Consider the following 14,914-nt stretch of genomic DNA (forward strand, 5'->3'; position numbering starts at 1 on the left):
GCTAAATAAGCTAAATTTAAACAGATATTTAAAAATTAAGAATGAGAAGATTGACCCTTGGCTTTTTGGCACTTTCAGCTACCTTTTTAACTAGCTCCTTTACTCCGGCATCCGGAGAAGAAGATTTCAAGGATGTATATAAGAAAATTAAGGCAGAGGTTGAATTGAATTCTAAAGCATACGCCACGCTAGGAGAAGCCTGCAAAACCATAGGTCATAGATTAACCGGTAGCGATAAGGGAAAAAAGGCGGAAGAGTACGCTTTCAAATTATTAAAAGAATACGGTTTTAAGGATACCAAGTTTCAAGGATTTCAAGTGGAAGCTTGGGCACGTGACACAGTCACTTTATCGATTGCCCCTCCTAAATCAGATGACTTCAGAGAAGTTCCCGTAGTTTCCCTAGCTATGACTCCTGTGGATGCGAACATACAAGGTACAATTGTGGATCTTGGAAATGGATTGGATTCGGATTATGTAGGTAAAGAAGTAAAAGGGAAAGTGGTTTTGGCTAACATCGGGCTTTTAGACGCTCCTGCGGGTACGAAAAACTTACACCGTTCTGAAAAAACAGCCTTGGCTATTCAACATGGTGCTATTGGTGTCATCTTCGTCAATACCGTAAAAGGACAAGTCTTATTAACAGGTACAGCCTCTGTGACGGGAAATTTAATTTCGATTCCAGCTGTTTGTATTTCTTTGGAGAATGGAACAGAGATCAGAAAGTGGATGAAAGATCAACCAGGATTGTTGAGTTTGATCGAGATGCACAACGTGAGTAAACCGATTAAAGCGCGCAATGTGGTCGCAACTTTAAAAGGAAGTAGTTCGAAATTAAGAAACGAAAAGATTATCATTGGTGGCCATTTAGATTCTTGGGATCTAGCTACAGGTGCGATTGATAATGGCATCGGGTCTTTCTCGGTACTAGACGTCGCTAGAACATTTAGCGCTTTAGGCCTGAGCAGTAAACGCACCATTGAATTTGTGGCCTTTATGGGTGAGGAGGAAGGTCTATTAGGTTCAAAAGCCTATGTAGAGCGGGCAAAGAAAGAAGGTGATCTTGACCAAATCGTGTACATGATCAACCTCGATATGACTAATAACGTAAATGGATTTAATGGAGGTGGACGGGACGAGATGCTTCCTCTTTTAAAATCGATCGGAGATCAAATCAAAGCGATTGACGGTAATTTTGAGAATTTAGTGGAGAACTCCCCTGGTTTACACTCAGATAACCAAACCTTCTTGATGGAAGGAATTCCGGCAGCGGATCCTTTGGGAAAATTAACCCGCAGCGTATTGGATTGCTACCATGCAAACTGTGATGATTTTAGCCTAGTTAATAAAAAAGAAATGGAGAACACGGTGAAATACACCACCATGCTTTTGTACGGACTAGCGAACGCAGAGCAAATTCCTGCGAAGAAATTAGACTTTTATTCGACGAAAGAATTCTTCATTAAACATAAGCTCCGCCATGAACTAGAATTAGGAAATGAATGGCGCTGGGGCAATGATTAATTAATACATAAATTCTATTATTTTTACGTTTTAGAAAATTTGAATTGACCCTATGAGTAGCCAAAACCCCTCCTTTTTTAACCATCAAATCGAAGTAGTGCCTGAAACATCTTTCAAATCCATCATTAAGGTGATCGGTATCGGAGGTGGAGGATCCAACGCGGTGAAGCACATGGACAACCTGAAGATCAAAGGGGCAGATTTAATTATCTGCAATACCGATTCTCAGGCTTTAGCTTCTAACACGGTACGCACGAAAATTAAACTAGGAGAACAAGGTTTAGGAGCCGGAACGGATCCTGAAGTGGGTAAACAAGCTGCACAAGAGAGTCAAGAAAAAATCAAAGCGGTTCTTTCGAATGAAACAAAGATGGTTTTCATCACCGCGGGTATGGGTGGAGGAACAGGTACGGGAGCTGCACCGGTGGTGGCAGAAATCGCTAGAGACCGTGATTTATTAACGGTGGCTGTCGTTTCGTTTCCGTATAACTGGGAAGGAAAAGAGAAAATTCAATACGCAAGAGACGGGATTGAAGAACTAAAAGCGTATTGCGATACGGTTTTGGTGATCATGAACGATAAAATATCTGAACACTACAAAGATTTAGCGGTAAAACATGCCTTTGCGAAAGCGGATGACGTGTTAGCGAAAGCGGTTAAATCAGTGGTAGACGTGATTGCAAAACCGGGCGATATCAATACGGACTTCATGGACGTGAAGAAGGTATTGACGAATGCAGGTCAAGCGATGATGAGTTCAGCGCTAGGTAAAGGAGAAGAAAGAGCGAAGGCGGCGATCGTGGAAGCCTTGAATTCTCCGCTACTAAATTCACAAGAAATTAAAGGAGCGAAACGTATCCTGGTAACGGTTTCTACGAGTAGCTCGAAAGATTTATTGATTTGGGAAAAAGATGCGATCATTGAATACCTAAATGAACGAATTGATGCGCAAGCTGATATGGTGAAGTTTGGTTTCTCTACGGATGAAGATTTAGGAGAAGACCTGTATTTGACTGTCATCGCAGCAGGATATGAGCAAGATTCTAGCGGAATGGATGGAAGTATGCGTAAAGTGGTTAGAAAAGCTGCTCCGGTATTCTTAAATCCAGGTGACAGCGTTGAATTAGATGGCGAATTAGAAACGGCTGCTCCTGTTTCAGCAGATTCAGAAGAAGCGAGATTTGCACAAATGATTGAAAAATTCAAGCAAGGATCTATGTCAGATGCTGAATTCAAAATCCCGACTTACAAGCGCACGGAAGTAGGTTTATACGATATTACGACCATGCCTGAGAAGGCTTGGCAAACAACGGATTTATTCGCTGAATAACTCCTGGATCTTAGAGATAGCCGCTCGGATGATTTCTTCACTCGAGTAGGCTACCTCGAATTCCGAGATCGCCGCTACCCCACCCATCGAAATTCCGGGACGTCTATAATCCATTTCAGAATTACGCGTTGTTCTCGCACTTAAGTGGATCGCATCCACACCTACCTGCACAAAATCTAAGCAATTCATTGGGTTGACTCCACTGCCGGCCATAATTTGGATGCGGCCTTTAGCGGCTGACACTAATTCTGCTATGTTTTCGATGCCATCTAGGGCCTTATCTTTACAGCCTGACGTTAGGATACGGTTAAAGCCGATGGCGATTAATTGTTCCATAACCTCCAAAGGTTCACGAGAGACATCGATGGCCCGATGGCAAGTCAATTCACGACCTGAGGCTATCTGTTTGAATTCCCGCATAAACTCCACATCTAAATCACCATCCGGTTTCAGTGCACCCACCACAATCCCATGCACGCCTTGAGCCACTAGGGCTCTAGCCTCTGCAAGCATCGTCTGTTTTTCCGTTTCATCATAGACAAAATCTCCGCCGCGCGGTCTGACCATGGGATGAATCTCCAGTGTAGTCGATTTCAAAGCTTGCTCCACGAGGCCTGCGCTGGGTGTTGTACCCCCTTCCCAAGGGGAAGCGCATAATTCAACCCGCTGTGCTCCGGCCCGATCTGCGGCGATACAGGAATATAAAGAATAGGCACAAACTTCGACAGAAACAGGACTAGATGGAGGCATAAAAGAGGGAAAAAATCAGGGTTTTGATAATTAATGAAAATTTAAAAAATAAATCTTTCATAAATACATTTTTATTTTACTTTTGCACTTAGGTAGGAGGAACAATTAGTAAATTCCTCCCTGTAATAAGCAAAATATTATTCGTTATAAATTATGTATTGGACACTAGAACTTGCCTCCTATTTAGAAGACGCGCCATGGCCAGCGTCGAAAGATGAACTAATTGACTTCGCCATCCGTACAGGATCTCCATTAGAAGTAGTAGAAAACCTACAAGAGCTAGAGGACGATGGTCAACCATTCGAAAGCATCGAAGAAATTTGGCCGGATTATCCGACAAAAGATGACTTCTTCTTTAACGAGGACGAATATTAAGATTAAGAGGCGAAAGCCTCTTTTTTTATGGCCTGTAGTTTTTTTGCTAAAGCCTCATCTCTAATAGCAATTCCCCAACGGCGTGCTAACACATCCTCCCAAGTCACCGCCATTTCATGCTCTTTTAAGTAAGTTAATTCGCCCACTAAGTAGGGTTGGTTTGGCAGTATTCGTTCCGCTCCATATCCATACACTTCCCCAGCAGCTGGACCATAGATTTCTTCCAGGTGGGTACGAATATCCGAATCAACGGTAGACGGTAAGGCCTCAGGAGAAGCTGGAACTAATATATGATCTTTCGTCAAACATGGCTTTGTAGACACATTCAATACCTCTTTTTCTAACACATCCAGCGTATCGGAGGCCATAACCCGGTAGGTGGTCCACTTGCCGCCCATGATGCTCACCAGTTTAGAACGACCATCTACCTCGACCTCATGATCTCTAACAAGGGATTTAGTATCAGTATTCATCGTTGAATCGAGCTGCGCTTGGAGAAGAGGTCTTTGGCCTACAAACGTCGCACTGATATCCTCTAATGTCGCTTTCTTCGAAGAATAGCGATTAAAGTAGGAAATGAGGTATTCTTTCTCCGCCTCCAAAATGACAGGAGATTCAGATAAAGTATCCGGATCATCCGTGGTTCCGACTAAGACATAGTCGCGCCAAGGTATCACAAAAATCACGCGACCATCATCCGTTTTAGGAATTAAAAGGGCCGTTTCTCCTTGCCAAAACTCCGCCGGCAACACCACGTGCGCTCCGCGACTGACCTTCATACGAGGCTTCATCCGAGGATTAGCCAAGGCCCTGATTTTATCGGTAAATGGCCCCGTCGCATTGACAACGGCCTTAACGGGAATAGTATAAATTTCCTTCGACAGCAAATCTGAGAAAACCACTTTCTTAATCTTCAAACTTTTAGTCCCTAATTCGAAGGAATCCAGACTCGCATAGTTTAAGATACAAGCGCCTAATCGTTCAGCCTCCTTTAAGATGGCTAAAGCATATCGGGCATCATTCAATTGCCCATCATAATACAATACACCACCTCGCAAATGATGAGATTCGATAGACGGGAATTCTGCTTGTATCTCTTTCTTACTCAAGCCACGACTTGATTTCAAATTCGTGCTCCCTGAAATTTTATCGTAAAGCCACATACCTATGCGGTAATAAAGGCGTTCCCAACGCGTATAGCAAGGTGTCAATAGACCTAAGGGATGAGCTAAATGAGGCGCATTTTTTAGGAGGATTTTGCGCTCGTGCAAGGCCTTATAGACCATTTTGAATTGATGCCAATCCAATTTTTTAACGGCTTGCTCTAGATAGCGAACGCCTCCGTGAACTAATTTGGTTGATTTTGAAGAGGTTTGGCAGGCAAAATCTCCTTTTTCAATCAGGACAACTTTATAGCCGCGCAAGGTTGCGTCCAGTGCCACTCCAGCCCCTGTCGCGCCACCACCAATGATACAAATATCAAAAGTCTCGTTGAGTTTACGGAGTTGGTCTGGTCGATTAAAGGACATACAGGTTTATTTACCCCTAAATTGAAAAATAAAATGCAAAAGATTCAATATATATGGATAAAAATGAAAGAGATTTTATAATTTTGCAGTCCTTTGGCACCTATAATAATCTGCCAAATGAATTAATGACCTTATGGCAAAGAAAGAAAAAGTAGAATCGATTGAGATTATCGAGAGCCCAGAAGCTCTTCAACAAGAAGTTTCTAAAGTAACTGAATTAGTAGATAAGAATAAATCTGGCATCGCTACGATTCTAGGCGTTGTGGTTCTAGCTGTCGCAGCTTATTTCGGCTACCAATGGTACTCCACTACGCAAGACGCAGAAGGCGAGAAGAAATTATTCAAAGCGGTTTATGCTTTTGAATCGGATTCTTTAGCGGCTGCAGCAAAAGATTTAGCGAAAGTTTCAGATGAGTTTGGCGGAAATACACAAAACTTAGCTGATCTATATTTAGGTATTACCTTGTTAAAGCAAGGCAAATTCGATCAATCTATTGAGAAATTGAAAAACTTCTCTAGCTCTGATTTATTAGTTCAAGCGCGTGCTTATTCGTTAATCGGAGATGCATACTCAGAAAAGAAATCCTATGCAGATGCGATCGATTACTACAAAAAAGCAGCTGATCACAAGCCGAATAAATTCTTCACTCCTACCTATTTGTTAAAGTTAGCGAATGCTTACGAGGCAAATAAACAAGTGAAGGAAGCAGTAGACACGTACTCGATCATTGTAGAGAAATACGGACAATCATCAGAGTCGATCCCAGCGAAGAAATACAAAGCGATCTTAGAAAGCTCTATCTCTGAATAATTTTTAGAACAGATTATAAGATGAGGGATAAGAGCTTGAGCTTTTATCCCTTGTTTTTTTAACCCCTATTATGGCTTCAGCACTTAAAAACCTGAGTGATTTTACCACCGAAAATTTGCCGGACGTTTCTGGCAAAATCTTTGCCATCGTTGTTTCTGAATGGAACACGGAGGTGACGCATGCCTTGTATTCTGGCGCGTATGATACCTTGTTAAAATACGGGGCAAAAGAAGAAAATATTATCAGCAATAAAGTTCCTGGTAGCTTCGAATTAAGCTTAGGAGCTCAAAAAATGGCCCAGCAAGCGAATATCGATGCTGTTATTTGCCTAGGCTGTGTGATTCAAGGGGAGACAAGACACTTTGACTTTATCTGCCAGGCGGTGGCGGACGGGATTACGAATGTGAGTTTGAAATATGACAAGCCGGTGATTTTTGGGGTATTGACTCCTAATTCACAGGAACAAGCGATGGATCGCGCAGGAGGAAAACATGGCAATAAGGGCGATGAGGCGGCCATAACAGCCATCAAGATGTTAGGAATATAATACGAGAATATATGCAAGTTTGGAAATTTGGAGGAACCTCCGTCGGAAAACCAGAGCGAATGAAGTCTATCCGTCAGCTAATTACGGAAGATGGTCAACCTAAAATTGTGGTACTTTCTGCCCTTTCAGGCAGCACAAACACGCTTCTTTCTATTTCAGAATCATTGAACTCTGGAAATCAGACCGAAGCGAAAGCAAAGGCGACTGAATTGCGCGCACATTATGATCAATTCTTAACTGAATTATATTCGACTCCTGCCGGTTTAGGTAAAGGACAAGCCATCGTTGAAAAAGAATTTAATTTCATCGATAGCCTGATTGCTACGGCTCCCTATACCGGGAAGCAAGAGAAAGAGATGGTCGCTTTAGGTGAATTGCTTTCTACGCAAATTTTCGAAGCATTCTTGCAAGAGGAAGGCGTTAGCTCTGCTTTATTGCCTGCTTTAGACTTCATGGTGATCGACGAAGATAACGAACCTGTTTTGAGCGTTATTGAACAAAAATTAGCTGCAGTTTTAGCTCCGGTTAAAGGAAAGCAAATTTATGTAACGCAAGGGTTTATCTGCCGTAATCCGGCGGGTGAAGTAGACAATTTGAAGCGTGGTGGATCCGACTATACGGCTTCCTTAATTGGTGGTGCGATTCAAGCGGAGGAAGTTCAGATCTGGACGGACATCGATGGCATGCACAATAACGATCCGCGTATCGTGAAGAACACCTTCCCTATTCGCGAGCTTTCGTTTGCTGAGGCGGCGGAGTTGGCTTATTTTGGGGCCAAAATCTTGCACCCAAGCACCATCACCCCGGCGAAATTAAAAGGGGTGCCGGTTCGTTTGAAAAATACGATGGAACCGAGTGCTTTCGGAACCTTGATCTCAGAGAAATCAACTGACGTGGAAATCAAAGCGATTGCCGCAAAAGACAATATCACCGCGATTTATATCCACTCAACACGTATGTTGAATGCCTATGGCTTCTTAAAGCGCGTGTTTGAGGTGTTTGAAAAATACAAAACACCGGTCGATATGATTACAACTTCAGAAGTTTCTGTAAGTGTAACCATCGACCAAACGACGCATTTAGATGCAATCATGAGCGAATTACGCGAGTTTGCAGAACTTGAAGATCCAGATATGAATCAAGTGATTATTTGTATCGTAGGTAATTTCTGGGCGGACAAAGAAGGTATCGCGATCAAGGTGTTGGATGCCATTAAAAACATCCCGATCCGCATGATTTCGTATGGCGCCTCTGAGCACAATATCTCCTTATTAGTGGATGCTTCACACAAAAATGATGCATTAAATGCTTTAAACGAAGGACTTTTCCTAAAATAGCGCTATGTTAACTCTACCCTTTATTCGTGCGAATCAAGAAACCACGATCGCCGGTTTACAAAAGAAACATTTCGCCAATGCGGCTGAAATCGTTGCGAAATTGATCGCTCAAGACGATCAACGTAAAGCACTTTTACAGCAAGCCGAGTCTGCCTTAGAGAAATCAAATGCAGCCGCAAAAGAAATCGGGGCCTTAATGCAATCCGGCCAAAAAGAATTAGCAGAAGGCAAGCGTGCAGAAACAGCTGCTTTAAAAGCTTCGATTAAAGAAATGGAAGAGGCTGCGAAAGCGGCAGAAAAGGAGTTAACGGATCTGTTAGTTACTTTACCAAACCTTCCGCATAGCTCCGTTCCACAAGGAAAAACGGCAGATGACAATGAAGTGGTGTTGACCTGGGGTTCTCTACCTGAGTTACCCGCAGATGCACAACCTCACTGGGACTTGATCAAGAAATACGATATCATCGATTTCGACTTAGGAAATAAGATTACAGGTGCTGGCTTCCCAGTTTACAAGGGGAAAGGCGCGCGTTTACAAAGGGCTTTGATTAATTTCTTTCTAGATGAGGCAATTAAAGCCGGGTATTATGAGATTCAACCTCCGATTTTGATCAATGAAGACTCGGGTTTTGGGACAGGACAATTGCCAGATAAAGAAGGCCAAATGTATGTCACGAAAGAGGAAGGCTTATTCTTAATTCCGACGGCGGAGGTGCCTATTACAAACTTATACCGAGATGTGATTGTGAACGAGAAAGAGTTGCCGATCAAAAATGTGGGCCACACGCCTTGCTTCCGTCGCGAGGCAGGTTCTTGGGGAGCTCACGTGCGAGGCTTGAACCGTTTGCACCAATTTGACAAGATTGAAATCGTTCAGATTCACAAACCTGAGAATTCGTATGCGGCTTTAGAGGAGATGTCCCTACACGTACAAGGATTATTGCAGAAATTAGGATTGCATTACCGTGTGCTTCGTCTGTGTGGCGGAGATATGGGTTTTGCTTCAGCGTTGACGTATGATATGGAAGCGTGGTCTGGAGCTCAAAACCGCTGGTTAGAGGTGAGTTCCGTTTCTAATTTCGAAACTTTCCAAGCGAACCGCTTGAAGCTAAGAACGAAGGTAGACGGAAAATCAATCCTTTGCCATACCTTGAATGGATCGGCATTAGCACTTCCACGCATCGTGGCATCTATTTTAGAGAATAACCAGGGACCAGATGGAATCAAGATTCCAGAGGTATTAGTCCCTTATACCGGCTTTACACACATTAACTAAAGCCCTTCTACACTCAATCGGAAGCCCTCGCCGTGCAGATTCAACAGCTGAACGCGAGGGTCTTCTTTTAGCATCTTGCGCAACTTCGTCATGTACACGTCCATACTGCGCGCATTGAAGTAGGTATCATCTCCCCAAATCAATTTCAAAGCATAAGATCTGCTGACCGGACGACCTAAGTTCTCACAAAGCAGTTTCATTAATTCGTTCTCTTTCGGGGTGAATTTTAATTCTGTATCACCAATGCTTAGACGCATTTTTCCCGGCACATAGGTGTAATTTCCAAGGACAATTTCTTCCGCTAAACTAGGCACCGATTTATCCGAATGGCTTCTGCGAAGAATGGCCTCCATACGCGCCACGAGCACTTCCATCGAGAAAGGCTTGGTCAAATAATCGTCTGCACCTACTTTGAAACCTTGGAGCGTGTCTTCCTCCATCGACTTCGCTGTAAGGAAAATGATGGGTACTTGCTGGTGATTTGCACGAATGTCTTTGGCAAGCGAAAAACCGTCCTTCTTCGGCATCATCACGTCTAATAAACACAAATCGAACGAGCCTTTAACGAATAAGTCCAAAGCTTCATCCCCATTTTGTGCCCAGGAAACGTGGTATCCCTTCTTCTTCAAGAACTCCGTTAACAATAAACCCAAATTAGGGTCATCCTCAGCGACTAAAATTTCAGGCGTTTTCGACATAAGGCAAATAGATTTCAAATGTGCTTCCTTCTCCTAATTTACTTTTCACGTGGACCTTGCCGCCATGGGCCTCCACGATTTTCTTTACATAACTTAATCCGAGACCGAAGCCTTTCACATTGTGTACATTCCCCGTAGGAACGCGGTAAAAGGCATCAAAGATGTTGCTCAGCGCTTCCTTCGGCATGCCCATTCCATGATCTTTCACTTGGATAGAAATTCCTTGATCTTGGCTACGTGCCAGAATTTCTACCTGCGGATTCGATGGGCTATATTTTACGGCGTTATCAATCAAATTATTCAAGACATTCGAAATGTGCACTTCATCTAATTCGACCGTGGATGGCAACTTATCCACATTTACCGATAACGAACCATTCCCCGACTCAATCAGTGGTCCATTAATTTCTGCCACCTGATGCACCAGCGCACTAATATCCACTTTTTTACGCTTCAGTGTGATCTCTTCTTTTTCCATTTGGGCGGTCTGCAGCACTCGCTCAACCTGCTGACCTAAGCGGGTATTTTCATCTTTAATTATCCCCAAATACCGCAAAATCGACTCATTTTTACCCGGCTTCAATTCCTCTTGTAATAGCTGCGTAGCTAAGGAGATCGAAGTGATAGGCGTTTTGAACTCGTGGGTCATATTGTTGATGAAGTCATTCTTCACCGTGGCTAATTTTTTCTGTCTTAAAATCGTCAGAACGGCGAAGTAAAAACAACCGATCATCACGAGTAATAATAAGCCAGAGCCAGCCAGACTTAGCCCCATCGTTTGCCAAATATAGTTAGCTCTTTCTGGGAAATAAATTCGCAAATGATCCTGCGTCGGATGCAAGTCATTGGGAAATAAAGCAGCTGTAAATGCGGATTTTTGCGATTTGATTTCAGGGGAGGAGGTATACACCCAGTTTCCTGGTGTAGTCTCAATACCAAATGAATAATCCAGCGTCACCTCTTTATCCGCTAATTCTTTTCGGATCAAGCTATCCAAATAACCAGGCTGAATCCGTTGCAAGATAGGCCGATCTTTAAATAAAAAGTCAGAGAATACTTCTTTGGCTAACTGTGTTTTCTGTAATACTTTTTCCAAATCCTGCCTTTCCGACTTCTCTTGTGCTAGTTGCGCTTGCGATTGTGCCTGACGATCACCCAAGTTTTGAACCAAGCGATTCGTTCGTAAACGCATTTTTCTCAAGGCCTTCTGTTGCTCTCTCTTGAGCATTCGATTCATTTCTACCTCTGCTCTAATCCGTTGTCTTGCTTCTTCAGGGTCTTCATCTACCGTATATTCTTCCGTCACCTCAGCTAATTGCCCATTAGGCAACATGAAGGATTTACGTACGAAAATCACATCTTGTCTCGGAGGAGTTAAAATGGGATGTTCTTCTTGGACAGTAGGCTCTGCATACACAGGCGCTTGTTTTTTCTTAGGCTTGGGTGCTTTTGCTACCGATTCGAACTTTTTTTGACGTTCTGCCAAAACAACAAGCTCCTGTTTCTCGAGTTTTCGAACCACTTGATCGAGACTGGTTCGAACGTCTTTGGCAAAATTCTCCTGTTTCGTTTCTAACATAAAACGCAACCAATACGCTTGAAACCCAATTAAACCTAACAGGGCAAAAGACATCAAGGCGATCAGTAAGCGTATTTTTCGTTTCGACATAGGAAAATAATTCGCTACAAATGTAAGAGATAATTAGCAGCCGCTCATCACATTAACACTCTTTAACATTTATGAATTAAGCGGTTTTCGTAAGTTTGCACCGGATCAAAAACCAAAATCTTATGAAATATTTATTCGTCACCGCTTTAGCTGTTTGCTTGTCAACTTCGGCTTTCGCGCAAGAAAAACAAGAAGCTACCGTAAAAATTCTAATCAATGAAAACGGCAAAGAACGCATTATCGAGAAGAAATTCACTGACTTAGCAAAGGCAGATGCCGAAGTACAGAAGTTAAACGACTCGCTACAAATCACAGTCACTAACTCAGGTGGAAAGAAAAAAATCATCCGCATGGATGTCAATAAAAGCCACTCGCGTATGTCTGACCAACCGGGTCACATTATTGAAGAGCGGATTGAAGGGGGTTCCGAAGGAGGCCCTGACAAACGAGTAATTATTCGCCGAGGTGGACCAGGAATGGCTTTAGCACCGGAAGCACAAAAAAATGTGATGATCTTCCGTGGAGAAGGTGGCCCAGAAGGCTTGAAAAAAGAATTCAATATTCAATTAGATGGACCAATGGGCGGACCTAGCATGGGTTTAAAAAAGTTAAAAAAATGGGCAGAAGAAAAAGGATCGAAAACTATCCACGGCCTTTCAGGTAAGCAAAATCAACCTTTCAACGGCAAGTTAAACGTTCGATTCAACGCTCCAGAAAAAGGAAATGTGACTATCGCCGTGACAGATGTGAACGGGAAAGAAATCGCAACTGAAATTGTGAAGGATTTCCAAGGTGATTACTTAGGTCAAATCGACTTGAAGAAAGCAGGTACAGGCGTGTATTTCTTACGCGTTACGCAAGGAAATGATGGAGCTGTAAGAAGAGTAGAAGTAAAATAATCCGCTTAAGGTTTGAGAATGAAAAAGCCTGGAAATAAATTCCAGGCTTTTTTTTAGTTCTGCTACTTTCCCATATTATATAGTACGAAGGCATAGGAATCAGCCGTCAATTCAATTAGTTTAGCCGTGTTAGAAGAACCGTGGCCGCTGTTTGTATCAATTCGGATGATCATTGGTTTCGCAGCTGTGTTCTTCTCTTGAAGTGTTGCTGCATATTTAAATGAGTGCGCAGGCACTACGCGATCATCATGATCAGACGTAAACACCATGGTGGCAGGATAATTCATCGCTTTGATATTATGCAAAGGCGAATAGGCATAGAGTGCCTTGAATTCTTCTGCATTATCGCTGCTACCATAATCAGCTACCCAGTTCCATCCTATCGTGAATTTTTGGAAACGCAACATATCCATCACACCTACCCCTGGAAGAGCTGCGGCGAATAAATCAGGTCTTTGGTTAATCGCAGCACCCACTAATAATCCGCCGTTAGAGCGACCAGATGCAGCTAAATACGCTGGAGAAGTATATTTCTCGCGAATCAAGTATTCCGCCCCGGCAAGGAAGTCGTCAAAAACGTTTTGCTTTTTCAACTTCATTCCTGCCTCGTGCCACTTCTCGCCGTATTCACTACCACCACGTAAATTAGTGACCACATAAATCCCACCTTTTTCTAACCAAGGAATTAAGCTGGCAGAGAAGGACGGAGTAGAGCTAATGTTAAATCCTCCATAGCCATAAATGATCGTTGGATTTTTGCCGTTCAGACTAAGGCCCTTTTTGCTCACGATAAACATCGGAACTTGGGTACCATCTTTGGACGGATAGAACTTTTGAACGACCGTGTAATCTGATGGATCGAAGGCCAATAATGGTTTTTGGAATACCGTAGACGTATTCGATGCTAAGTCATAGCGGTAAATCGTCGGCGGAAAATTGAAAGAGGAATACGTATAGAACGTAAATTTATCTTCTTTCTCACCACCAAAACCACCGGCATTTCCTAAACCTGGCAAGGCCACAGTTCCTAATGCTTTTCCTGTGTAATCATAGATAGACACGCGGGAAGTCACATCTTTTAAATAATTCAAGAACAAGCGTTTGCCCACGGTATTCACCCCTTGCAAAGGCTCAGATTTCTCGGCAACGATGGTTTTCCAGTTTTCCTTGGATGGATTAGAGGGATCTACCCGAACAATTTTCTTGTTCGGTGCACCTTCATTCGTTTCCAAAATCAAGATGTCGCCATCATTATCCACGATGCTGAAATCGTATTTTCCAGGCTCAGCAACTACAGGCTTGAATTTTGTTTCTTTTTTAGAAGCATCTAACACCCAAAGCGCATTCCCATCCAAACCTTTACCACGGTCTGAAATCGTCAAGAAGGCAAAACGCTCGTCATCCGAAGTGCTTACTGTGTGGAATCGTTGCGGATTTTTCGGATCCTCATAAACCAATTGATCTTGTGACTGAGGCGTTCCTACTGTGTGAAACCACACTTGGTGATTCTCGTTTTTCGTGCTCAATTCTTTCCCCTTACCCGGCTCTGGATAGCGTGAATAGTAGAAGCCGTTGCCTTTCCAAGCCACGCCGCTCACTTTTACCCAGCTCAGTTCATCCGCCAGGTTTTTGCCTGTTTCCATGTCGCGAACGTAATAGGTTTGCCAGTCGCTTCCGCTTAAGCTCAGACCTACACAGGCATATTTCCCTGTTTTGTTCAAAGAGAAAACAGTTAATCGCGTCGTTCCATCCTTTGATAGGGTGTTAGGGTCGATGACCTGCTCTGGTTTCCCATTGAGGCCTTTTTGACGGTATAAAACGGATTGATTTTGCAAGCCGCTGTTTTTGTAGAAATAATACCACTCGCCTTTGCGTGAAGGGGCAGAGATTTTTTCGTAGTTACTAAGCGCCTCGATGCGCTTTTTGAATTCTTCGCGAAGCGGGATTTGGTTTAAATAACCAAAACTAACTTCATTTTGTGCCTTCACCCAGGCTTTTGTTTCCTCGCTATTGTCGTCTTCTAACCAGCGATACGGATCCGCCACTTGAGTTCCGTGGTAATTATCGACGTGATTGATTTTCTTGGTAGCAGGGTAGTTCATTTGGGCCAATGCAGACGCAGATACGAGCATCATCGCTGCAATTAAGTGTTTAGATGTTGACATAGGTT

General features: G+C 43.1%; 13 protein-coding genes. 8 read left to right on the forward strand and 5 right to left on the reverse strand.

Translation table 11 applies throughout. The annotated features are described in order from the left end of the window. Positions 1-41: 41 nt before the first annotated feature. Both V7S74_RS04970 and ftsZ read left to right on the forward strand, forming a co-directional pair. Positions 42-1,523: a M20/M25/M40 family metallo-hydrolase gene (locus tag V7S74_RS04970; protein ID WP_406777656.1), complete on the forward strand. Its 1,482-nt coding sequence runs from the start codon at positions 42-44 to the stop codon at positions 1,521-1,523. 52 nt (positions 1,524-1,575) lie between these two features. Then, complete coding sequence (ftsZ, locus tag V7S74_RS04975; RefSeq protein WP_406777657.1) at positions 1,576-2,853, forward strand: cell division protein FtsZ; 1,278 nt, start codon at positions 1,576-1,578, stop codon at positions 2,851-2,853. Here ftsZ and V7S74_RS04980 read toward each other — a convergent pair. Then, the gene (locus V7S74_RS04980) at positions 2,839-3,603 is read right to left on the reverse strand and encodes a copper homeostasis protein CutC (protein ID WP_406777658.1); all 765 of its coding nucleotides are present in this window, start codon (positions 3,601-3,603) and stop codon (positions 2,839-2,841) included. The two genes, ftsZ and V7S74_RS04980, sit on opposite strands and share 15 nt — an antisense overlap. Before the next feature lie 153 nt (positions 3,604-3,756). Here V7S74_RS04980 and V7S74_RS04985 point away from each other — a divergent pair, with 153 nt between their 5' ends. Beyond that, positions 3,757-3,978 (forward strand): DUF2795 domain-containing protein, encoded by a 222-nt coding sequence (locus V7S74_RS04985; RefSeq protein ID WP_130895915.1) that lies wholly within the window; start codon positions 3,757-3,759, stop codon positions 3,976-3,978. Between the two features lie 2 nt (positions 3,979-3,980). Here the strand turns inward: V7S74_RS04985 and V7S74_RS04990 are convergent, their stop codons facing one another. Continuing rightward, positions 3,981-5,507, reverse strand: coding sequence for a glycerol-3-phosphate dehydrogenase/oxidase (locus V7S74_RS04990; RefSeq protein WP_406777659.1), 1,527 nt, complete (start codon positions 5,505-5,507; stop codon positions 3,981-3,983). 133 nt (positions 5,508-5,640) lie between these two features. Here V7S74_RS04990 and V7S74_RS04995 point away from each other — a divergent pair, with 133 nt between their 5' ends. The 4 genes from V7S74_RS04995 to serS all read left to right on the forward strand — a co-directional run bounded on the left by V7S74_RS04995 (position 5,641) and on the right by serS (position 9,478). Continuing rightward, entirely contained in the window at positions 5,641-6,318 is a 678-nt protein-coding gene (locus tag V7S74_RS04995) for a tetratricopeptide repeat protein (RefSeq protein WP_406777660.1), read from the forward strand. 70 nt (positions 6,319-6,388) lie between these two features. After that, positions 6,389-6,865, forward strand: coding sequence for a 6,7-dimethyl-8-ribityllumazine synthase (ribH, locus tag V7S74_RS05000; protein ID WP_406777661.1), 477 nt, complete (start codon positions 6,389-6,391; stop codon positions 6,863-6,865). An 11-nt stretch (positions 6,866-6,876) separates the two neighbouring features. Next, on the forward strand, positions 6,877-8,202 hold the full coding sequence (locus V7S74_RS05005; protein WP_406777662.1) for an aspartate kinase: 1,326 nt from the start codon (positions 6,877-6,879) through the stop codon (positions 8,200-8,202). Positions 8,203-8,206: 4 nt separating this feature from the next. After that, complete coding sequence (serS, locus tag V7S74_RS05010) at positions 8,207-9,478, forward strand: serine--tRNA ligase (protein ID WP_406777663.1); 1,272 nt, start codon at positions 8,207-8,209, stop codon at positions 9,476-9,478. Here the strand turns inward: serS and V7S74_RS05015 are convergent. Next, a complete protein-coding gene (locus V7S74_RS05015) occupies positions 9,475-10,176 on the reverse strand; it encodes a response regulator transcription factor (RefSeq protein WP_406777664.1) in 702 nt (233 codons plus the stop codon). The two genes, serS and V7S74_RS05015, sit on opposite strands and share 4 nt — an antisense overlap. After that, positions 10,160-11,845 (reverse strand): sensor histidine kinase, encoded by a 1,686-nt coding sequence (locus V7S74_RS05020; protein ID WP_406777665.1) that lies wholly within the window; start codon positions 11,843-11,845, stop codon positions 10,160-10,162. Before V7S74_RS05020 ends, V7S74_RS05015 begins: the two co-directional genes overlap by 17 nt. A gap of 122 nt (positions 11,846-11,967) precedes the next feature. Here V7S74_RS05020 and V7S74_RS05025 point away from each other — a divergent pair, with 122 nt between their 5' ends. Further along, entirely contained in the window at positions 11,968-12,744 is a 777-nt protein-coding gene (locus V7S74_RS05025) for a T9SS type A sorting domain-containing protein (protein ID WP_406777666.1), read from the forward strand. A gap of 62 nt (positions 12,745-12,806) precedes the next feature. On the opposite strand, the gene V7S74_RS05030 is transcribed toward V7S74_RS05025, so the two are convergent. Further along, positions 12,807-14,909: a prolyl oligopeptidase family serine peptidase gene (locus V7S74_RS05030; protein WP_406777667.1), complete on the reverse strand. Its 2,103-nt coding sequence runs from the start codon at positions 14,907-14,909 to the stop codon at positions 12,807-12,809. Positions 14,910-14,914: the final 5 nt, after the last annotated feature.

Source organism: Aquirufa novilacunae (assembly GCF_045310505.1).
GTDB lineage: Bacteria > Bacteroidota > Bacteroidia > Cytophagales > Spirosomataceae > Aquirufa > Aquirufa novilacunae.